Genomic DNA, 20242 nt, shown 5'->3' on the forward strand with positions numbered 1-20242 from the left:
GATCGGGGTGGCGTGGGAGCTGCGGGGCGGCATCGGGGGCCGCCCGACGCGCCGGTGTCTCAGGCGTGCGCCGGAGGGCCGTGAGAGGGCGGCGTGGGCGCCTGCGCACGCGTGCGCGGCGCAGGCCGCTGGCGCGCCGGCGCGGGCTCGAGACCCGCCGCGCGCAGCAGCACCGTGTTCGCGACGGGGATCGTCGGCGGCGCGGTCCCGGCCGCGCAAAGCTGCGCGCAAGCGAGATGATCGGGATGCAGGCCGTCCAGCCCCAGTCCCTCGCGGATCTCGGCGGGCAACTCGGCCGCGATCGCGAGCGCGCCGGAGGGATCGCCGCACCACCCGAGCAGCTGGGTGCTGGGCGAGGACATGACCGCCGCGTGCGCCACCGGCAGGCAGAGCTGCGCGAACCAGGCCAGCACGGCCAGGACGAGAGCAGAGCGCAGACGGACGATGGGCGGATGCACGGGCCGCGGCATTGTAGTGTTCGCTTCCAGCGCCGCGATGTCACCGCGATGCCGTGGTCCCGGGCCCGCGAACGGGCGACCCCGCCCGGCGCGCGCGCCATCTCGGTGCTGCGGCGGCGTCCTACGCGGTCGCGGCAACGCGTCCGATGGTTCGGGAGGCCACGCGAGGATGAAATCGTCGCCATGTCCTCCCCATCGTCCGCCATGCCGCTTTCCGCTCTCCTCAAACCGTTTCGGCTGTCCTCGCGGCGCGCCGCCGAGCGGGCCTTCCGGGTCGACTGCGAGCTGACCTACGAGGTCGATGCCCCGACCGACTTCGTGTTCCTGGTGCACGCGCTGAAGGACGCCGAGCAGCACATCGCCGGCGAATCGATCGACTTCCACAGCGACGCTGCCTTCCACGTCTTCGCCGACCCCACGCAGGGGCACCGCTTCACGCGCGTGCACGTCGAGGCCGGCCGCTTCACGCTGTTGTACCGGGCCCTGGTGAAGAAGCGGCCGTTCACACGCGATCTGCGTGCCCCCGAACACCCGATCCACGAGCTGCCCGACCATGTGCTGCACAACCTGGCGCCCACGCGCTACTGCGAATCGGACCTGCTGGGCCGCGCCGCCTACAAGCTGTTCGGTCACCTGCCACCCGGCCATGCGCGGGTGCAGGCGATCGCCGACTGGATCTTCGAGCACATCGAGTACGCGATCGGCTCGACCGGTCCCACCACCACGGCGCGAGAGGTGTTCGTGCAGCGCGCCGGCGTGTGCCGCGACTTCGCCCACCTGGGCGTCACCTTCTGCCGCGCGCTCAACATCCCGGCGCGGCTGGCGGTCGGCTATGCGCGTTTCGACGAGCCGCCACCCGACTTTCACGCGGTGTTCGAGGCCTGGCTGGGCGGCCGCTGGGTGCTGTTCGACCCGACGCGGATGTCGCCGGTGGACGATCTGGTCCGCATCGCCAGCGGACGCGACGCCAAGGACGTGGCCTTCGCCACGCTGTTCGGTCCGGCCCGCATGCTGAGCATGAACCCGACGATCGAGACGGTGGGCCCGCAGCCGCTGGCGCTCGCCGACGCCGGCGGCTGACCGTTTCCTCTGGCAGCATCGGCGCATGCCGCCGAACACTGCCAGCCTGTCGCTCAAGGGTCTGTGGATCTACTCCGCCGCCGTGCTGGCGCTGCTGCTCTGGTCGGGCATCGGGCCCTACGAGCGCGGCACCTGGCTGATGGAGGTGGCGCCGGTGCTGATCGCCCTGCCGCTGCTGCTGGCCACGCACCGGCGCTTCCCGCTCACGCCGCTGCTCTACGGCCTGATCGCGCTGCACATGGCGGTGCTGATCCTCGGCGGCCACTACACCTACGCGCGCGTGCCGCTCGGCCACTGGATGCAGCAGTGGTTCGGCTTCGAGCGCAACCACTACGACCGCATCGGCCACCTGATGCAGGGCTTCGTGCCGGCCATCGTGGCGCGCGAGCTGCTGCTGCGGCTCACGCCACTGGCACGGCCCGAGATGCGCGGCGGCTGGCTGTTCACGCTGGTCACCGCCGTCTGCCTGGCGATCAGCGCGCTCTACGAGCTGATCGAGTGGGGCGCGGCCGAGGCGCTGGGGGGCGGCGCCGATGAGTTTCTCGGCACCCAGGGCGATCCCTTCGACACCCAGAAGGACATGTTCTGCGCCTGGCTCGGCGCGATGGCGGCGCAGTGGCTGCTGGCACGCCGGCACGACCGGCAGTTGCGGGCGCTGACCGGCCCGACCGGCCCCTGAGACGCTCGCCATCGGTCCGCTGGCCCCCTCACTTCGGGAGGCTTTCCCGGCCCGCAGACGGCGGCCAGCCACTAGGATGAATCCATTCCTCTGGACGCCAATCCACCAGGAATGATCATCGTCAATTGCCCGGTGTGGCGCGAGCCGCACCGGGCTTCTTTTTGGACCGATGAGCTCAGGGCGGCGTCGGGCGCGCGCTGCCCTGCGTCGCCACGCGGCGGCGGCATTCGGCCACCGCGGCCTTGCCGGACAGGCGATCGCAACTCGCCATCGACTCACCCCGCAGATCGGCGGCGGGCGGTGGCGGCGCCACCGGTGCGGAGGCCGGGGCCCCTGGCGGCGGCGCCGGCTTGCCGAGCGGCACGCTGATCTGCGGATCGCCCGGGTGGGTCGGCGGCAGCGTCTGCAAAGGGCTCGCCGACGCAGCGGCAGGCGGCGATGCGGGCAAGGTCTTCGCTGGCGGCCGCTGCACCGATTGCGCGGCCGGCGGTCCGGGCGGCGCCGGTGTGTCCATCTGCGCGACGGCCAGCGTGCAGGCCACCGTTCCCAGCCAGCCGGCCGCGAGCCGGCGCCACGATCTCGATGTGCTCATCACAACCTCCTCGGTGAGGGTCGCCGCCGCGTCAACGGCGCAGCGTCGCCACGAGCGTGATGCTCGGCACGCTGGCCAGCGCCTTCGACAATGGGCAGTTCTCCTTCGCGCCCTGCGCCAGCTGCTGGAACATCGCCTCGTCGATCCCGGGCACGGCGGCGTCGAGCTGCAGCGCGATGCGGTCGATGACGAAGCCCTCGCCCTGCCGGGCCAAACGCACCGCGGCACGCGTGTCGACCGCGGTGGTCGCGAAGCCGGCCTTGTCGCAGGCGAACGAGAACGCCATCGTGAAGCAGGCCGCGTGGGCCGCACCGAGCAGCTCCTCGGGATTGCTGCCGCGGCGGTCGTCCTCGAAGCGACTGCCGAAGCCATAGGGGTAGGCTTGCAGCGCACCGGTCTCGGTGCTGACCTGGCCCTGGCCTTCCTTGCCCCGGCCTTCCCAATGGACGCTGGCGTTCTTCTCGATCATGGCAACGGCTCCGGCTGAGTGATGGGCAGCGATAGCAGGGACGGCCATGCGTCCGGGACTCGCTGGAGCCAGTATGGGCAGCGGCACACCGCCGCGCGATGGGACGGCGCCGCGACGCGCTGCGGGCCGCGTCCTACAGCGACGCGCTGCGGCGAGGTCGCCGGTCCGGCAGGAAGCGCCACGCCAGCAGCGCCAGCGCCAGCGCGGCCGGCAGCCAGCGCAGGTCGGTCGGCACCGGCTCGGGCTGCGCGAAGGCGGGGTCGCGCATCGCCTGGCCCAGCACGCCGGGCGCGGCCAGGCGCCGGTAGCCGAAGCCCATCAGCTTGGCGAGCGACTGCAGGTGCGGCTCGCGCAGCTCCGACAGGTGCTCGTGGCTCTGCGCCGCCTGCGCGCCGCTGCGCTGCACCACGTCGGTCGCGGCCCAGTAGCCGGCCGGGTTGCCGTCGCGGTCGGTGCGCGGGATGCGCGCCGGCAAATCGCCGCCCACGCCGATCAGCCAGCCGCCCACCTCGCCAGGCGTGATGTCCTGGATCGACGGCAGCTCGGCGCCATCGCGCAGCGGCGGCGATTCCTGGCCGTCGGTGAAGAACACCACGCGCGTGTTCGGATCGATCGCGCGCGCGGTGCGGATGGTCCAGCTCATGCCCTTGCCGATGTTGCTGGCATTGGCCCAGCGCATGCGACCGTCGATGCGGTCCAGCGAGGCGAGCAGCTCCTCGTAGTGGCTGCAGACCTCCACCGGCAGCAGCAGCGGCATCACGCGGTAGTCGGCGAACACGGCCCAGCCGATCTTCGAGCCGCAGGGCATCTCGCGCAGCGCGTCGCGCATCGCCGAACGTGCGTAGGCCAGGCGGCTCAGGGGGGCGCCGTCGCGCTCCACGTCCTCCACGTTCATGCTCTGCGTGATGTCGAACGCAACCAGGTAGTGGAAGGTCGCCCGCTGCAGCATGAAGGGAGGCAACGCCACCGCGGCCACCAGCAGCAGCAACGCGAGCGTGAGCGCGAGGTCGGCGCGCCGGCCCTGGCGGACCAGCCAGCGGCCGACCCGCACGAAGCGGCTCAAGGCAGGTCCCCCGGGTCCATGCCGCGGAGTTGCACACGGCGGCGCTCGACCGGCACGTTCGGGTCCTCGGCGTAGGCCTCCTGCTCCTCCGGCGCGAGGCGCAGCGCGCGCTCGAGGTTGTAGCGCGCGTCCCAGTCGCCGGGGTCGGCGCGCAACAGGTCTCGGTAGCGCTGCTTGGCCAGCTCGATCAACGGCGCGGTCTCGGCCGACGGCGCGGCGGCGTCACCGCCCGGCGACGACGCGAGCGCCTGGCGCAGATACATGTTGCCCAGATTGAACTGCGCCTGGCGGCCGAGGGCGTCGAGCGCACCGGGCTGGATCAGGCCGCTGTAGCTCTTGAAGGCCGCGTCGTGGGCGCCGGCCCGGGCCAGCGCGATCGCGCGCGCCAGCCTCACCTCGCGCGGGGCGTCGCGCGGCGCCGGGGCGTCCTTCTTCTCCGCCTCGTTCTCCGCGGGCGGCCGTGCGGCCGCGGCCACCGCCGCGTTGAGTGCCACCACCTGCCGCCAGTGCAGCCCCTGCCACAGCAGCACGCCGGCGCAGACCGCCGCCGCCACCGCGAACACACCATGCACCGACAGCCTTCTCATGACGCACTCCGTCCGTCGCGCCACGCCGGCGCCCAGCTCGGCAACTGCAGCGCCCGACAGACCAGCAGGCCCAGGCAGCACAGCAGCGCCACGCCGTAGCAGGCCGCACTGAAGTCGCGCCGCGGCACCCGCTCCACCACCGACAGCGGAAAGTTCTGCAGGCGGTCGATCTCGGCCATCGCTGCCGCCATCGCGCTGGCGTCGTCGGTCTGGAACAGCCGGTAGGGCGTGGGCAGCGTGCGGAAGAAGCTGTGCAGCGCCAGTTCCTCCACCGAGTCGAGGCTGCCGACCGCGTCGGTCGTCAGGTCGGGCGAGTTGGGATTGCTGCGGATGTAGATCCAGTACAGGCCGATCTTCTGCCGCACCAGCCCCGCCTCGATGCGCTGGCGCGTGGTCTCGTCGAGCTGCGCGCCACCGTCGGACACCACCAGGATCACGCGGCTGCCGGCATACGACCGGCCCTCGAATTCGCCGATCGCCGCCAGCAGCGCGCTGCCCATGTGGGTGTCGGGCAGGCCGCGGCCCACGCCGGTGGCGGCCAGGCCGGCCTGGATCACGTCGCCCTGCTGCGTGAACGGCACGATGCGCATCGGGCTGGTGCTGAAGGCCATGAACGCGAAGCGATCGTCGGGCCGCTTGGCGACGAACTCGCTCAACAGCTCGCGCACCACCTGGCTCTTGGTCGGCATGCTGGCGTTGAACTGCCCGCCGGCCTTCACGTCCTTGGGCACCACGTTGGCGTCCATGCTGCTGCTGCGGTCCATCAGGATCAGGATCTCGGCGCCGCGCCCGGTGCGCAGCACCTGCGCACCCGACTGCCCGGGCCCGGCCAGGCCGATCACCACCGCGGCCATCGCCGCGACCGCGAAGGCGCGCCACAGGAAGCCGGCGATGCGCCCGATGCGGTCGACCGGCAGCCAGGCGATGGCCGAGTAGACCAGCGTGTCGCTGCGGCGGCGCAGCAGCGGCAGCGCCGCCAGCGGAAGCAGCAGCAGGAGCAGCGGCTGGACGAAGTCGAAGCCCATGGTTCAGCGGTGCTGCCGGCGCTCGGCGTCGCGCAGCGCGCGGCCCAGCGCGTGCAGCGGGTAGTCGGCCGCCGCACCACCGGCGAAGAAGCGTTCGCTGGAATGGCGGTAGAAGCCTTCGAGCTGCGCCTGCAGCGGCCGCAGGTGCGGCCGTTCGTCGAGCCAGCGCGACAGCGAGGCGCCGTGCACCACGCGGCCGGCGCTGGCGTTGACGGCGCGGTGCAGGCTGAGCCACGCCTCGGGGCTGGCCGCGTCCACACGACGCAGTTCGCGCCAGGCGCGGGCGAACGGCAGGCGGCGCGACTCGCGCCAGTTGCGCCCACCCCACCACGCCAGCCAGGCCAGCAGCACGACCCCCAGCGCGAGCAGCGCCCCTTTGAAACGACGCTCGATCGCCGCCGTCGGTGCGGCCTCGACGGGCCGGTCCGGGCGCAAGGTCTGCAGCGCGCCCTGGCCCGCCCCCTCGGGCGGCGTCAACGGCCCCACACTGATCGGCCACGCAGGCAGCGTCAGCGATGCGCCGCCGCGCGTGGGGATCGACAGGGCCGGCAGGTGCAGCGTGGTCAGCCCGCGCGGTGCGTTGACCACCTGGTAATCGAGGGCCAGCCAGCGGCGGCCCTGGTCATCGGTCTCGGCGCGCGCCGGGCGGCGCTCCAGCCACAGACCCACACGGTCGGCCGCCGGTGGCGCGGCCACGTCGACCGCTTGGCCGGCGTGCTGCAGCAGCACGCGCTGCGTCAGCACGTCGCCGATCACATGGCCGAAGGCGCGTGGCTGCTCGACCGTGGCCAGGGTCACTGCAGCTGCCGGCGCCGGCGCGCTCGCCGCCACACCGGCTTCGCCGCCCGCAGCGGATCGCCACGGCAAAGCCGTACTGCCCAAGGCCAGCGCAAGCACCGCCACCGGCCGCTGCCACGGCCGCGCCGCACGCCCGACCCGAACGCACGGGCCGCGCTTCATGCCACCGTCTCCAGGAAATGGCGTGTCAGCGCCTCGGCGTCGAAGGCACCGTGCAGGTGGAAGGGCGCCATGCCGTGCGCGTCGAACAGCGCATGCAGCGCGTCGCGCCGCGCGGCCACCGCATCGCGCCACTGCGCGCGCAACGGCTCGCGCATCCACAGGCTGCGCCGCACGCCGGTCTCCGCGTCGCTGACGGCGACCAGCGCGCGCGCCGGCGGCGGCTCGGTCTCGGCCGGGTCCCAGACGATCATCGGCACCACGCAGGCCGGCGCCAGCAGGTCCAGCACCGCGTCGAGCCCGCCGAGATCCCAGTGGAAGTCGGACACCAGGAACACCAGCCCCTGGCGACCCGACAGGCGCGTGGCCACGCGCTGCAGCGCCGCCGCGCCGTTGTGGCGGGCGGTGTCGTGCTGCCAGGCGTTCTCGGAGCGGCAGCGGCGCAGCGCCTCGGCCATCGCGATGCCGGCGCCACGGCTGTGACGCGGCGGCATGAACAGGTCTTCGCGCTCCTCGTGGTCGAACGCCAGCAGGCCCACCGCGTCGCCGACGCGGAAGGCGCCGGGGCCGAGCGCCTCGACGAAGTCGGCCGCCACCTGCAGCTTGCTGCGCAGCGCGCCGAAGTGCATGGACGCCGACACGTCGACCACCACGTGCACCGGCACCGCCACGCGCTGGCGCTGGATGCGCACCAGCCACTCCTGGCCCACGTCGCGCAGGCTGGCGCGCAGGTCGATGCGTCGCGGGTCGGGGTGGTCGAACAGCCGCCGGTGCGCGGCGAAGCCCTGCCCCGAGCCGAGGCTGGAGCCTCGATGCGCACCGGGGCGCTGGCCGCCGTAGCGCAGCGGCAGGCGGTAGTGGAACTCGTCGTGCGTGGGGCTCATCGGTGGCGAAAATCAGCGCTCGCGGTTCAGGGGGCGGCCACGCGGTCCATGATCTTCTCCACCAGCGCCGGCGCCAGCTCGGCGCGCCGCAGCTCGTAGATCGGCGTGAAGAACACCCGGTGGCCCAGCACCGACGGCAGCACCGCATGCACGTCGTCGGGCAGCAGGTGGTCGCGGCCCGCCAGCCACGCCACCACCCGTGCGGCCCGCATCAGCGCGCTCATGCCGCGCGGGCTGGCGCCGGCGAGGATCAGTCGCTTCATGTCCACGCCCTCGATGTGCACGCCGAAGCGCAGCGGGTCTTCGCTGGCCTCCCACAGGTCGAGCACGTAGCGCTCGATGGTCTCGCTGCTGCGCACGCTGGCCTGGATCAGCGCGCCGATCTCGTTGAGCCGGTCGGCCGGCAGCAGCGCCGCGGGGACCTGCTCGATCAGCCGGTCGGCGTCGTGGAACGCGGTGTCGAACACCAGCGCGCGGCGGATGCCGCGGTCGGTGGGCTTGCTCATGTTGAGCTCGAACATGAAGCGGTCGCGCGCCGCCGACGCGAGCTCGAAGGTCTCTTCCTTCTCGACCTTGTTGCGGTCGGCGAACACCGTCATGTGCGGGAAGCGGTACTCGCGGTTGAAGGCCGACACGGTGCGCTCGGCCATCGCGCGCAGCAGCAGCGACTGCACCTGCGGGCGGGCGCGGTTGATCTCGTTGAAGAAGAAGGTGGTGAGGCGCTCACCGTGGCGCAGCAGCGGGCCCGGATCGATGCGCGGCTTGCCCTCGGCGTCGACATAGGTGTGATAGATCAGGTCGCCCGGCATCAGGTCGACGGTGCCCTCGACGCGCTCGAAGTCGCCGCCGATGGCGCGCGAGAACGCCCGCAGCACCGTGGTCTTGCCGACGCCGACATCGCCCTCGAGCAGCACGTGGCCGCGTGCGAAGGTGGCCACGTTGATCAGTCGGATCGTCTGCGGCTGGCCGATCACCGCGCGGGCCACCTCGGCCTCGACCCGCTGCGCGATCGACCGCCAGTCCTGAAGCTGTTCTGCTGAACTCATTTGCCCGCGCCGGTTGCCAACACAATGCGGCAGGGTGTCTCGGCGGCGGCCGGCGGTCTTGCCTGAGAGTGCACCCTAGGGTTCCCACTGAAGGATCAGCCGCCGATGGGCCACGACCGTGCGTTCTCCACCCTCCACCTGCCGCCGGGCCAGCGCGTCGCGCGCTGGACGGAGGCCGCCTCGGACCGCTTCGTCGAATCCCGCTTCAAGGTGCAGGACCCGGACCGCTTCGTCGCCTCGATGCTGCATCGCGACCTCACCGAACTGTCGGTGACCCGCATCACCTCGGTCGGCCACGGCTTCAAGCACATCACCCGCTCGCAGCGCCAGGTGGCCCGCGCGCACGAGGACTTCTTCCTCGTCAGCGTGCAGCTCGAGGGTTCGTGCTGGATCGCGCAGGGCGGCCGCGAGACGCGGCTGGCGCCGGGGCAGTTCGCGATCTACGACACCCGGCGCCCCTACGAACTGCTGCTCGAGGAGGACTACCAGCAGGCCGTGCTGCGCATCCCCTGCGCCACGCTGAAGGCGCGTGCGCCCGACTGCGATGCGCAGACGGCACAAGCCATCGCAGCGGCCAGCAGCTCGGCGCGACAGCTGATCCACCAGGTCCGCGAAGCCTGCCGTGGCACGCGCCTGCCGCGTCCGGCGCTGGCCGAGGCCTTGCTGGGCGCCGTCGGCGGCGGCCTGCGCGGCGACGCCGACAGCCGTGCGGCGACGCCGCATTCGCGCCGCACGCTGCTGGCGCGCATCAAGGCCCATGTGGTGGCCCACCTGGGCGACCCGCAGCTGTCGGTGCCGGGCATCGCCGCGGCGCTGGGGCTGTCGACCAGCTACCTGCACCAGCTGTTCCGCTCCGAGGGCAGCACGCTGGAACGCTGGATCTGGGCCCAGCGTCTGGCCGCCTGCGAACGCGCCCTGATCGACCCGCGCGCGGCGCGGCACACGCTGACGCAGATCGCCTACAGCCATGGCTTCAGCGATGCGGCGCATTTCAGCCGCAGCTTCCAGCAGCGCTACGGCGCCTCGCCGCGCGAGTACCGCAAGTCGGCCGCCACCGGGCCCGCGGCCGGACCACGCGACTGAAGCGCGCGCGCCGGCTCAGGCGATGCGCAGGCCCAGCGTGCGCTCGAGCCAGGCCTCGAGCACCGGCGACTCGAACCGGTCGTCGACGCAGGCGATGTACTGGTCGGGGCGCACCAGCACCATCGCGCACCCGTTGACGCCGAGCGCGTCGAACAGCGCATCGGCACCCTGACCGGACGCGACGGCATGCACATGGAACCAGCCGGGGCAGGCGCTTTCCAGCCTGGCGGCCCAGGCGCTCGCGAGGGCCTCGGGCGCCTCGCCGCCGCGCTGCAGCCACAGCAGGTGAAAGCCCGGCGCCGCCAGCCAGGCGTAGACCGACGCCGGCGGATCGGCCAGCGGCGCGGCGATCTCGGCATAGGGCAGGCGGTCGCCGGCGCGCACCGTCATCGCCACAGCCGCCGGCATGACGCCCGGGGTCTGCGACAGGCGGCTGTCGCGGTAATGAATGCCGGTCTGCGAGATGACCCGGAACAGGCGCTTGCGAACCGCCGGCCGGGCCATCACGCGCGCCGCGATGCGCGGGAAGACGTGCAACCGGAAGGCGCGCACCAGCGGGTTGGGGCTGATGATGAACTGGAAGGCGCTGTCGGTCGTCTTCAGCAGCTGCTGCGCGACCGGCCAGCGTTCGGCGTGGTAGCTGTCGAGCAGGTCGTCGCGCGCCCGGCCCTGCACCACCAGCGCCAGCTTCCAGGCCAGGTTGCAGACGTCCTGCAGGCCGGTGTTCATGCCCTGCGCGCCGACCGGGCTGTGCACGTGCGCGGCATCGCCGGCGACGAAGCAGCGCCCGGCACGCAAGCGCTCCACGCAGCGGTGGTGCACGCGGTAGGACGAGAACCAGGCGGTCTCGCCGAAGCGCACCTCGATGTCCATCTGCGCGCGCACCGCCGCCTCGATGTCCTCGAAGCACAGCACGGGCGCGTCGCCGCCGGCGTCGCGCGGCAGCGTGCCGATGACGCGGTAGCGCTGCTCGCCCGGCATCGGGAAGAACACCACGAAGGTCTCGCTCGACAGGCAGACCGTGAGCTCGCCGTGCGGCAGCGCCCAGTCGACACGGGTGTCGGCCACGTAGAAGGCGTTCTCGTAGGTGCCGCCGGAGAACGGCAGGCCGAGTTGCTCGCGCACCGGGCTGCGGGCGCCGTCGCAGCCGACCAGCCCGTCGCAGCGCAGCGTCTCGCTGCGGCCGTCGGCGTGGCGCAGCGTGGCGACGGCGCCGGTCGATCCCTCGTTGCGCAAGTCGACGAGCGAGGTCTGCCACTCCACGTCGCGGCCGGCGGCGCGCAGGGCCTGGTAGAGCAGTGCCTCGTTGCGGCTCTGCTCGAGGATCAGCAGGTAGGGAAACGGCGTCACGGCCTGGCCGATGTCGCCGAGCGGGAAGCGCTGCACGCGCCGGCGCCCGACATAGATATTGCCCGCCACCGTGGGTCGGCCCTGCGCCACCGCCTCGGCGGCGATGCCCATCGCGTCGAACAGCTCCAGCGTGCGGGCCTGCACGCCGAGGGCGCGCGATTCGCGGGTGGGCCCGGCTTTGCGATCGACGATGCGGAAGCCCACCCCGTGACGGGCCAGCTGGCAGGCGAGCATCAGGCCGGTGGGGCCTGCTCCGACGATGAGCACCGGCGTGTGGGACATGGCACATCCCTCCCCGCGCGCATCTTGCGACACGCTGGCGATGCTCGTCCAGTGATCCGTCGCAGCCGCCACCGGCCACGCTGCGGACGGCCCGCACGCGCCATGCGATGCGTCAGAGGTAGCGTCGCAGCAATTCGTTGGAGAGCTTGCCCGTGGGATCGACGCGAGCCTTCACGCGGCGCAGCTCCGACGCCTCCGGAAAGGCCGCCTCGAACTGCGCCCGGGTCGCGTGGAGTTGATAGGGCAGGTAGTAGCGACCCTGGTGCCGCAGAACGGCATCGACGAGCTCCCGGGTCCACCGTCCGACGGCCTCGCGGGCCGATGGCCACGTACGTTGCTTGTAGTAGAGGACGAACGAGAAGACGTCCTCCCGGGCCCAGGGCAGCACCGAGATCCGATCCGCCGGTGAATGCCGAATGGAGACATTCAGTGCTTCGACTTCGTGCCGCTGGAGCAGCTTCGCCATCTCGCGGGCAAACGGCAGGAAGTGCCGCTCCGGCACGAAGTACTCCTGGAGCACGTAAGTCGACACGGCGCGCGTACGGGGCTCGAGTTCTGCCAAGTCGAGACTCGCCTCGTGGTTCAACCATCGCACGGCGGGCGGCTTCATCAACAGCGGATGCAGGACCGACTTCCGCAATCTGCCACCGCCTGGGAGCTCCGTGATCGCCCAGATGACGTTCTGCTCCAGCCCATACGACTGGCCCCGGGCCACCAGTCTGGCGGGCTCGGTCAGGGCCCGGTCATCCCCGGCCCGGAACCAGGTCACGCTGACCGGCTCATCGAACCGTGGCGGCAACAAATCGGTGTTGTGCAGGACCGCGCGCGGGTTCTCGAGCACCTTCGACTTGAAGTGCTCGACATAGTGCTCCAGCGCAACCGCCTCGACGGCACGTTCGATCCGCACGTTGTCCGCAAGGTCCAGCTCCACCTCGGTGATGACCGCCACGGCCCCGTATCCACCGATGGCGGCCCGGAACAGCTCGGGGCGCTCTTGCGGGCTCGCTTCGAGGATCGACCCGTCTGCCAGCACCAACTGCAGCGACCGCACGGTATTCCCCAGGGGGCCATGGCCGACGTAGCGCCCGTGCGCGTTGACCGATACCGAGCCGCCGACCGTGAAGTTGGCATAGCTCTGCATCGTCTTCACCGCGAGCCCGACGGGATCCAGGTGGTCCTGCAGGTCCCGCCATCGCATTCCGGCTTCGACGCGCACGGTTCGCTCTCCCGCGCGGAGCCACACCAGCCGATTCATCTGCCGCATGTCGATGTGCAGTCCTGCCTTGACGGCCACCTGCCCGCCCATGCTGTAGCGGCCGCCACCGACGGCGGCTCGCCCCGGCCACGACACCAGCGCAGCGGCGACTTCGGCCGCGGATCGCGGCACCGAGATCCGGGCCACTTCGACTGGGTACAGGCCCGTCACATTGCCCACCTGCAGGCTCCGTGCCGCAAGCGTCGCCGATGGCGCGCCACTCATGAGGCCGGCGCCTGCGAGCGATCGAACCAGGAACGTGCGACGAGACGGCGGCAGTTGCATGCGATCAGACACAAGCCTTGTGCGCCCATTCTCCTTGCAGCAGCACCAACGGCTCGTCGGTGCGTCGTGCGGCCAGCGCCGGGGCTGGCCGCCCGCCCCGTTCAGGCAGCCTGCTGCAGCGCCAGTCCGGCGTGCTCGCGCAGCGGGTGGAACACCACCTTGGGGTGGCGGTCCTGCGTGAGGCGCAGGTCGTAGGGCGAGGTCATCAGGTAGGCCAGCGTGTCGGCCGCGTCGAGCGCGAGCTTGCTGGCGGCCTCGTCGGTGAACTTGCGCATCGCCGCGTCGTCGTCGCAGGTGACCCAGCGCGCGCCGTGGAAGCGGCTGCCGGTGAGGCGCACATCCACGCTGTACTCGGCCTTTAGGCGGTGCTGCACCACCTCGAACTGCAGCTGGCCGACCGCGCCCAGCAGCATCGCACCGCCCACCGTGGGCCGGAACACCTGGATCGCGCCCTCCTCGCCGAGCTGCAGCAGGCCCTGCTGCAGCTGCTTGCTCTTCATCGGGTTGGCCAGCTCGACGGTCTGGAACAGCTCGGGCGCGAAGAACGGCAGCCCGGTGTAGGTGCCGAAGCCGGCCGGCGCCTCGCTGTCGGTGATGGTGTCGCCGAGCTGCACGCCGCCGTGCGTGGTGAAGCCGATGATGTCGCCGGCGTAGGCCTCCTCGACCGCCTCGCGCCGCTGCGACAGGAAGGTGACCACCGAGGTGGGCCGCAGCTCCTTGGCGGTGCGCTGCACGCGCAGCTTCATGCCCGAGGTGTAGCGCCCGGAGTTGACGCGCACGAAGGCGATGCGGTCGCGGTGCGAGGGGTCCATGTTGGCCTGCACCTTGAACACCACGCCGGAGAAGCCGGCCGACTGCGGCGGCACCTCGTGCTCGCTGCCGTCGGCCCGCGTCACGTGGCGCGCGGCCGGCGGCGGCGCCAGGTCGACCAGCGCGTCCAGCACCTCCTGCACGCCGAAGTTGTTGACGCCGGAGCCGAAGAACACCGGCGTCTGCTTCGCGGCCACGAAGGCCGCCTCGTCGAAGGCCGGCGCGGCGGCGGTCAGCAGCTCGATGTTCTGCTCGGCCAGCGCGTAGTCGTGCCCGAAGCGGGTGCGCAGCGTGTCGGCCTGCGACAGCGGCACGACCTCGTCGCCCTCGTCGCTGCGCTTGTCGGCGCCGGCCTTGAAGAGGCGCATCTGCTGCTTGCGCAGGTCGACGATGCCGCCGAAGGCCTTGCCCTGGCCGACCGGCCAGGTCATCGGCACGCAAGGCATGCCGAGCTCCTGCTCGATCTCGTCGAGCAGCTCCAGCGGCTCCTTGCCTTCGCGGTCCATCTTGTTGACGAAGGTGAGGATGGGCGTGTCGCGCTGGCGGCAGACCTCGATCAGCCGCCGCGTCTGAGGCTCCACGCCGTTGGCCGCGTCGATCACCATCAGCGCGGCGTCCACGGCGGTCAGCACGCGGTAGGTGTCTTCGGAGAAATCCTTGTGGCCCGGGGTGTCGAGCAGGTTGATCACGCAGTCGCGGTAGAGCATCTGCATCACCGAGCTGGCCACCGAGATGCCGCGCTGCTTCTCGATCTCCATCCAGTCCGAGGTGGCATGGCGGCTGGCCTTGCGCGCCTTCACCGAGCCGGCGATGTGGATCGCGCCCGAGAACAGCAGCAGCTTCTCGGTCAGCGTGGTCTTGCCGGCATCGGGGTGGGAAATGATGGCGAAGGTGCGTCGCCGCTTGACTTCATTGACGGTTTGCTCGTTCGACATCATCCAGGAACCCCACTACCACCACCACGATGCACGCATTCCCCGGGGTGCCCATCGCGCGGTGCACTCGTCGGCCACGTTCGTTCTTCTCGCACGCCGATCCCGCCGGCGAACCGCCGAATTTTAGGGCGTGCCTCCGCCGCGCCGCGCGGCGACCGTCGGGGCGGGTCGCGGCGCGGGCAGTCCCCGTGGAAGCCCGCGTCCCATGATCGGACGATCGCGCGCCGGCGCGTCCCAGAACACGACGCCGGTGGCGGCGACCGCACGACCGCGAGGCCCGGGCTTCCGGGCAGAACCGTAGCGCGCTAGGAGATTGGAGCAGTGGCATGCGAATCGCAACACGAGGCCCAGGGCGCGAGCCCGGACCGCGGAAGACCGGGCGAATGCGGCGCCCCAGGAGGAGACCCCATGAGCACGTCATCGACCCGCTGCGCGCCGCGCAGCGCTTTCGCGGCACCGGTCGCGGCCCCCCGTGCGTCCTGACATGCCGGCCGAGCGGGCCCCGTTCGCGCCGCTCGCGCGCGCCGCCCTGCGCCGCGGCCTGTGCGTGGCCGTCCTGTTCGGGTTCGCCATGGCGCTCGCGCCCTTCGACGAGGCCCGCGCCGAGGAGCCGGCGAAGCCGGTCGTGGTCGCGACGATCAGCATCCTCGCCGACTTCGTCGGCGCGGTGGCCGGCGACACGCTGGTCGTCGAGACGGTGGTGCCGGTGGGCGGCGACCCGCACACCTACGAGCCGGTGCCGTCGGACGCCCGCCGGCTTGCGCGCGCCGCGATGGTGTTCCGCAACGGGCTCGGCCTCGAGCGCTGGCTCGACAAGCTGATCGGCGCGGCGCGGCCCGACCGGCCGGTGGTGAGCCTGACCGAGGGTTTCGCCGGCCTGCGCGTCACCGCGGGCGCCTACGCCGGCGATCCCGACCCGCACGCGTGGATGGATCCGCACATCGCGATCCGCTATGTCGATGCGGTCGAGCGCTCGCTGCGCGCCCGCTACCCGCAGCACGCCGCGACCTACGCCGCCAACGCCGCGCGCTACCGCGAGCAGCTGGCCACGCTGGACCGCGACATCCGCGCGCTGATGAACACCGTGCCGCCGGCGCGGCGCCAGCTCGTCACCACGCACGATGCCTTCCGCTACTTCGCCCAGCGCTACGGGCTGAACCTGGTGGCCAGCATCTGGGGCATCTCGACCGAGACCGAGCCCTCGGCGCGCGAGGTGGCGAGCATCGTCGGCGCGATCCGCAAGTCCGGCGTGCCGGCGGTCTTCGTCGAGACCACGATCAACCCGAAGCTGATGCAGCGCATCGCGGCCGAGGCCGGGGTGCGCATCGGCGAGCCGCTGTATGGCGACTCGGTCGGCGCGCCCGGCAGCGGCGCCGCCAGCTATCTCGGCATGATGCGCGCCAACGCACAGGCCATCGCACGGGGGCTCGCGGGCCCGGGAGGAACGCCATGACGACCCTGGACGTGTTCGGCGTGAGCGCCGGCTACGGTGCGGCGCGCGTGCTCGACGGCGTGAGCTTCACCGCGCAGGGCGGGCAGCGGGTGGCCATCGTCGGCCCCAACGGCGTCGGCAAGTCGACCCTGGTCAAGGTCCTGCTCGGCCTGCTGCCGGCGGCGCGCGGCAGCGTCGCGCTCGACGGGCAGCCGATCGCCGCGCAGCCGCGGCGCGTGGCCTACGTGCCGCAACGCGCCGAGATCGACTGGGACTACCCGACCACCACCGCCGAGCTGGTGGCGATGGGCGCCTCGCCGCGCCACGGCATGGGCTGGCTGCGCCGGCCCGAGAAGGCGGCGGCCAGCGCGCTGGCGCGGGTCGAGCTGCAGGCCCAGGCGAACTGCCCGATCGGCGAGCTGTCCGGCGGTCAGCGCCAGCGCGCGCTGCTGGCGCGCGCGCTGCTGCGCGGCGCCGACCTGATCGTGCTCGACGAGCCGCTGGCGGCCGTCGACCGGAGCAGCGAAGCGGTGATCTGGGCCGAGCTGACGCGGCTGTCCGCCGCCGGCGCGCTGGTGGTGGTGGTGCACCACGACCTCGCTGCCGCGCGGGCGCAGTTCGACGCCTGCCTGCTGCTGGCGCCCGGGGCCGCGCTGTTCGGCCCGCCGGACGAGGTGTTGAAGCCGGCCGCGCTGGAGCGGGCCTACGGCCGCAGCGTGGCGGCATCGGGAGACATGCATGCCGACCTTCACTCAACTGTTCGTCGCGCCGCTTGAGTTCGGCTTCATGCGCGACGGCCTGCTCGTCGTGCTGCTGATCGGCGTGACCGCGTCGGTGCTGTCCTGCCTGCTCGTCGTGCGGCGCCAGGCCTTGATGGGGGACGCCATCTCGCACTGCGTGCTGCTCGGCGTCGCGCTCGGCTGGCTGGCCGCCAAGGAACAGGGCGTGCTGTGGGGCGCCCTCGCGGCCGGCGTGCTGTCGGGCTCGGCGATCACCTTCATCGAGCGCTCCGGCATCAAGCTCGACGCCGCGATGGGCATCGTGCTGACCGCGGCGTTCGCGCTCGGCCTGGCCATCATCAGCATCGTCAAGCCGACCGGCATCGACCTCTTCCACGTGCTGCTCGGCAACGTGCTGGGCGTCAGCGCCGCCGACCTGGAGCACACGGCGGTCGGCTGCGCGCTGGTGCTCGCGACCGTCGCGCTGCTGTTCCGCGGCCTGCAGTTCTGGAGCTTCGACCCGGTGGCAGCGCAGGTCGCGGGCCTGCCGACGCGGCTGCTGCACTATGTCTTCACCGTGCTGCTGTCGGCGACCGTGGTCGTCTCGATCCAGGCGGTGGGCATCCTGCTCGTCATCGCGATGCTGGTGACACCCGGCGCCACGGCGTGGCTGCTGACCCGCCGGCTGGCGCCGATGATGGGCGTGGCGGCCGCGATCGGCGCCTTCAGCGGGGTCGGCGGGCTCTACGGCTCCTACCACCTCGACGTGGCTTCGGGACCGGCGATCGTGCTGGTGGCCAGCGGCCTGTTCGTGCTCACGCTGCTGCTCGCCCCGCGGCGCGGCGTGCTGTGGCAGCGCTGGGCGCAGCGCCGCACGCGCAACGGCGCGATCGACGACGACCTGCTCAAGGACGCCCTGCTCGCCGAGCGCGAGGAGGGACTGGCGCTCACGACGGCGCTGCTCGGCGAGCGGCTCGGCGTGACCGCGGCGACGACGCGCCGTTCGCTCGCGCGGCTGGCACGCGGCGGGCTGCTGCTGTGGCGGGGCGATCGCATCGCGCTCACGCCCGAGGGCGAGCGCCGCGCCACCGAGCTCGTGCGCACGCTGCGCCTGCTCGAGACCTACCTGCACGATGTCGAGGCAGTGCCGATCGAGAACATCCGGGCCCAGGCCGACAAGCGCGAACACGCCTTGAGCGCCGATGCCGTCGAGGCGATGGCGCGGCTGCTCGGCGATCCGCGCACCGACCCGCACGGCCACCCGATCCCGCAGCGCGACGCAGGGCTCGAAGGCCCGCAGGTCCTGCGCCGCATCGCCGGCCAGTCGCTGGCGGCCACCATCGCCGGGCAGGGCGGACGCGTCAGCATGATCAGCGACGACCGCGCCGACCTGGTGGGCGAGATGGCGCGCCTGGGCATCCTGCCCGACGCCCACGTCACCGTGCTGGCCCACGAGCCCGACGGCCTGCGCGTGCGCATCGACCATGCCGAGCCGGCAGGCCTGTCGGCGGAGATCGCGCGGCGCGTGTTCGTGATGCCGTGGCCGCGCATCGTCGCGCAGCGCGCCGCGTGACGCCCGGGCGCCCCCTCTGCAAGCCCGGACTTGTCGCCGCCCGCGCTAGAATGCGCGCTCTTTCGAGGAGCGTTGCGACTCCCGCCCGGGAGCCAGGCTCGAAAGACATCCCCCGATGCAACGGCGCTCACCCGCAGGCCCGAAGGCCGCCGGTGAGTTGCACCCGACTCCCCTCGCGTCCCTGGCCTGTGGTCACCCGAACCACGGAGACCTGTCCATGAGCGCCGTCCTCAAGCCCGCCCCCACCCACGACCACCACGTCGCCGACCTGTCGCTCGCCGACTGGGGCCGCAAGGAAATCAAGATCGCCGAGACCGAGATGCCCGGCCTGATGGCGATCCGCCAGGAATTCGCCGCCAGCCAGCCGCTCAAGGGCGCGCGCATCACCGGCTCGCTGCACATGACGATCCAGACCGCCGTGCTGGTGGAGACGCTGCAGGCGCTGGGCGCCCAGGTGCGCTGGGCCTCGTGCAACATCTTCTCCACCCAGGATCACGCCGCCGCCGCGCTGGTGGCGGCCGGCACGCCGGTGTTCGCCTACAAGGGCGAGACGCTCGCGGACTACTGGGACTACACCCACCGCATCTTCGAGTTCGGCGCCAAGGGCAGCGAAGGCGAAGGCCCGAACATGATCCTCGACGACGGCGGCGACGCGACGCTGCTGATGCACCTGGGCCAGAAGGCCGAGAAGGACCCGTCGGTGATTTCCAAGCCCACCAGCGAAGAGGAGACCTGCCTGTTCGCCGCGATCAAGGCCAAACTGGCGCAGGACCCGACCTGGTACACGCGCAAGAGCGCCCAGATCATCGGCGTGACCGAGGAAACCACCACCGGCGTGCACCGACTGAACGAGATGAGCGCCAAGGGCACGCTGCTGTTCCGCGCGATCAACGTCAACGACTCGGTGACGAAGAGCAAGTTCGACAACCTCTATGGCTGCCGCGAGTCGCTGGTCGACAGCATCAAGCGCGCCACCGACGTGATGATCGCCGGCAAGGTGGCCTGCGTGGCCGGCTACGGCGACGTGGGCAAGGGCTCGGCGCAGGCACTGCGTGCACTGAGCGCTCAGGTGTGGGTGACCGAGATCGACCCGATCAACGCGCTGCAGGCCGCGATGGAAGGCTACAAGGTCGTGACGATGGAGTACGCCGCCGACAAGGCCGACATCTTCGTCAGCGCCACCGGCAACAAGAACGTGATCCGCTACGAGCACATGGCGGCGATGAAGGACGAGGCCATCGTCTGCAACATCGGCCACTTCGACAACGAGATCGACGTCGCCTCGCTCGAGAAGCTGAAGTGGGACGAGATCAAGCCGCAGGTCGACCACGTCGTCTTCCCGGACGGCAAGAAGATCACGCTGCTCGCCAAGGGCCGCCTCGTCAACCTGGGCTGCGCCACCGGCCACCCGAGCTTCGTGATGAGTTCGTCGTTCGCCAACCAGACCATCGCGCAGATCGAACTGTTCACCAAGAGCGCGAGCTACCAGGCCGGCAAGGTCTACGTGCTGCCCAAACACCTGGACGAGAAGGTCGCGCGCCTGCACCTGAAGAAGGTCGGCGCGATGCTGACCGAGCTGACCGACGAGCAGGCCGCGTACATCGGCGTCAGCAAGTCCGGTCCGTACAAGGCCGACACCTATAGGTATTGACACCCACCCCCGTTGGTATTGACGCCC

The 20242-nt window shown here is 71.7% G+C and carries 19 protein-coding genes and 1 riboswitch; of the genes, 7 read left to right on the forward strand and 12 right to left on the reverse strand.

Features of this window, described 5'->3' with window-relative positions:
- Positions 1–59: 59 nt before the first annotated feature.
- Positions 60–458, reverse strand: a complete 399-nt coding sequence (locus C1M51_RS06010; protein WP_129448665.1) for a hypothetical protein — start codon at positions 456–458, stop codon at positions 60–62.
- Positions 459–662: 204 nt separating this feature from the next.
- Between C1M51_RS06010 and C1M51_RS06015 the strand changes: the two genes are divergently transcribed.
- Together C1M51_RS06015 and C1M51_RS06020 are read left to right on the forward strand one after the other, a co-directional pair.
- Positions 663–1538 carry a transglutaminase family protein gene (locus tag C1M51_RS06015; RefSeq protein WP_129448666.1) on the forward strand — a complete coding sequence of 292 codons (876 nt, stop codon included), beginning with the start codon at positions 663–665 and terminating at the stop codon, positions 1536–1538.
- Positions 1539–1563: 25 nt separating this feature from the next.
- Entirely contained in the window at positions 1564–2217 is a 654-nt protein-coding gene (locus C1M51_RS06020; RefSeq protein ID WP_129448667.1) for a DUF2238 domain-containing protein, read from the forward strand.
- A gap of 175 nt (positions 2218–2392) precedes the next feature.
- Here the strand turns inward: C1M51_RS06020 and C1M51_RS06025 are convergent, their stop codons facing one another.
- The 8 genes from C1M51_RS06025 to C1M51_RS06060 all read right to left on the reverse strand — a co-directional run bounded on the left by C1M51_RS06025 (position 2393) and on the right by C1M51_RS06060 (position 8840).
- Positions 2393–2809, reverse strand: coding sequence for a hypothetical protein (locus C1M51_RS06025; protein WP_129448668.1), 417 nt, complete (start codon positions 2807–2809; stop codon positions 2393–2395).
- A 31-nt stretch (positions 2810–2840) separates the two neighbouring features.
- Entirely contained in the window at positions 2841–3278 is a 438-nt protein-coding gene (locus C1M51_RS06030; RefSeq protein WP_129448669.1) for an OsmC family protein, read from the reverse strand.
- 133 nt (positions 3279–3411) lie between these two features.
- Complete coding sequence (locus C1M51_RS06035; RefSeq protein WP_129448670.1) at positions 3412–4341, reverse strand: vWA domain-containing protein; 930 nt, start codon at positions 4339–4341, stop codon at positions 3412–3414.
- Complete coding sequence (locus C1M51_RS06040; protein WP_129448671.1) at positions 4338–4928, reverse strand: MxaK protein; 591 nt, start codon at positions 4926–4928, stop codon at positions 4338–4340. The genes C1M51_RS06035 and C1M51_RS06040 overlap by 4 nt, the downstream gene beginning before the upstream one ends.
- Positions 4925–5953, reverse strand: coding sequence for a vWA domain-containing protein (locus C1M51_RS06045; protein ID WP_129448672.1), 1029 nt, complete (start codon positions 5951–5953; stop codon positions 4925–4927). The genes C1M51_RS06040 and C1M51_RS06045 overlap by 4 nt, the downstream gene beginning before the upstream one ends.
- Before the next feature lie 3 nt (positions 5954–5956).
- On the reverse strand, positions 5957–6913 hold the full coding sequence (locus C1M51_RS06050) for a calcium incorporation protein MxaA (RefSeq protein ID WP_129448673.1): 957 nt from the start codon (positions 6911–6913) through the stop codon (positions 5957–5959).
- Positions 6910–7794 (reverse strand): DUF58 domain-containing protein, encoded by an 885-nt coding sequence (locus tag C1M51_RS06055; protein ID WP_129448674.1) that lies wholly within the window; start codon positions 7792–7794, stop codon positions 6910–6912. The genes C1M51_RS06050 and C1M51_RS06055 overlap by 4 nt, the downstream gene beginning before the upstream one ends.
- Positions 7795–7820: 26 nt before the next feature.
- Positions 7821–8840, reverse strand: coding sequence for a MoxR family ATPase (locus C1M51_RS06060; protein ID WP_129448675.1), 1020 nt, complete (start codon positions 8838–8840; stop codon positions 7821–7823).
- A gap of 105 nt (positions 8841–8945) precedes the next feature.
- Here C1M51_RS06060 and C1M51_RS06065 point away from each other — a divergent pair, with 105 nt between their 5' ends.
- A complete protein-coding gene (locus tag C1M51_RS06065) occupies positions 8946–9923 on the forward strand; it encodes a helix-turn-helix domain-containing protein (protein ID WP_129448676.1) in 978 nt (325 codons plus the stop codon).
- A gap of 15 nt (positions 9924–9938) precedes the next feature.
- On the opposite strand, the gene C1M51_RS06070 is transcribed toward C1M51_RS06065, so the two are convergent.
- The 3 genes from C1M51_RS06070 to C1M51_RS06080 form a co-directional block, all read right to left on the reverse strand.
- The gene (locus C1M51_RS06070; RefSeq protein WP_129448677.1) at positions 9939–11555 is read right to left on the reverse strand and encodes an FAD-dependent monooxygenase; all 1617 of its coding nucleotides are present in this window, start codon (positions 11553–11555) and stop codon (positions 9939–9941) included.
- Between the two features lie 112 nt (positions 11556–11667).
- Positions 11668–13095: an FAD-binding oxidoreductase gene (locus C1M51_RS06075; protein WP_207207805.1), complete on the reverse strand. Its 1428-nt coding sequence runs from the start codon at positions 13093–13095 to the stop codon at positions 11668–11670.
- 101 nt (positions 13096–13196) lie between these two features.
- A complete protein-coding gene (locus tag C1M51_RS06080; RefSeq protein WP_129448678.1) occupies positions 13197–14840 on the reverse strand; it encodes a peptide chain release factor 3 in 1644 nt (547 codons plus the stop codon).
- Between the two features lie 484 nt (positions 14841–15324).
- Here C1M51_RS06080 and C1M51_RS06085 point away from each other — a divergent pair, with 484 nt between their 5' ends.
- The 4 genes from C1M51_RS06085 (at position 15325) to ahcY (ending at position 20215) form a co-directional block, all read left to right on the forward strand.
- On the forward strand, positions 15325–16293 hold the full coding sequence (locus tag C1M51_RS06085; protein WP_129448679.1) for a metal ABC transporter solute-binding protein, Zn/Mn family: 969 nt from the start codon (positions 15325–15327) through the stop codon (positions 16291–16293).
- The gene (locus C1M51_RS06090) at positions 16290–17048 is read left to right on the forward strand and encodes a metal ABC transporter ATP-binding protein (RefSeq protein WP_129448680.1); all 759 of its coding nucleotides are present in this window, start codon (positions 16290–16292) and stop codon (positions 17046–17048) included. Before C1M51_RS06085 ends, C1M51_RS06090 begins: the two co-directional genes overlap by 4 nt.
- Positions 17011–18564: a metal ABC transporter permease gene (locus C1M51_RS06095; protein ID WP_129448681.1), complete on the forward strand. Its 1554-nt coding sequence runs from the start codon at positions 17011–17013 to the stop codon at positions 18562–18564. Before C1M51_RS06090 ends, C1M51_RS06095 begins: the two co-directional genes overlap by 38 nt.
- A gap of 58 nt (positions 18565–18622) precedes the next feature.
- Positions 18623–18700, forward strand: a riboswitch (S-adenosyl-L-homocysteine riboswitch).
- 81 nt (positions 18701–18781) lie between these two features.
- On the forward strand, positions 18782–20215 hold the full coding sequence (gene ahcY / locus C1M51_RS06100; RefSeq protein ID WP_129448682.1) for an adenosylhomocysteinase: 1434 nt from the start codon (positions 18782–18784) through the stop codon (positions 20213–20215).
- Positions 20216–20242 lie beyond the last annotated feature (27 nt).

The organism is Methylibium sp. Pch-M (assembly GCF_004136295.1).
Classification (GTDB): domain Bacteria; phylum Pseudomonadota; class Gammaproteobacteria; order Burkholderiales; family Burkholderiaceae_C; genus Methylibium; species Methylibium petroleiphilum.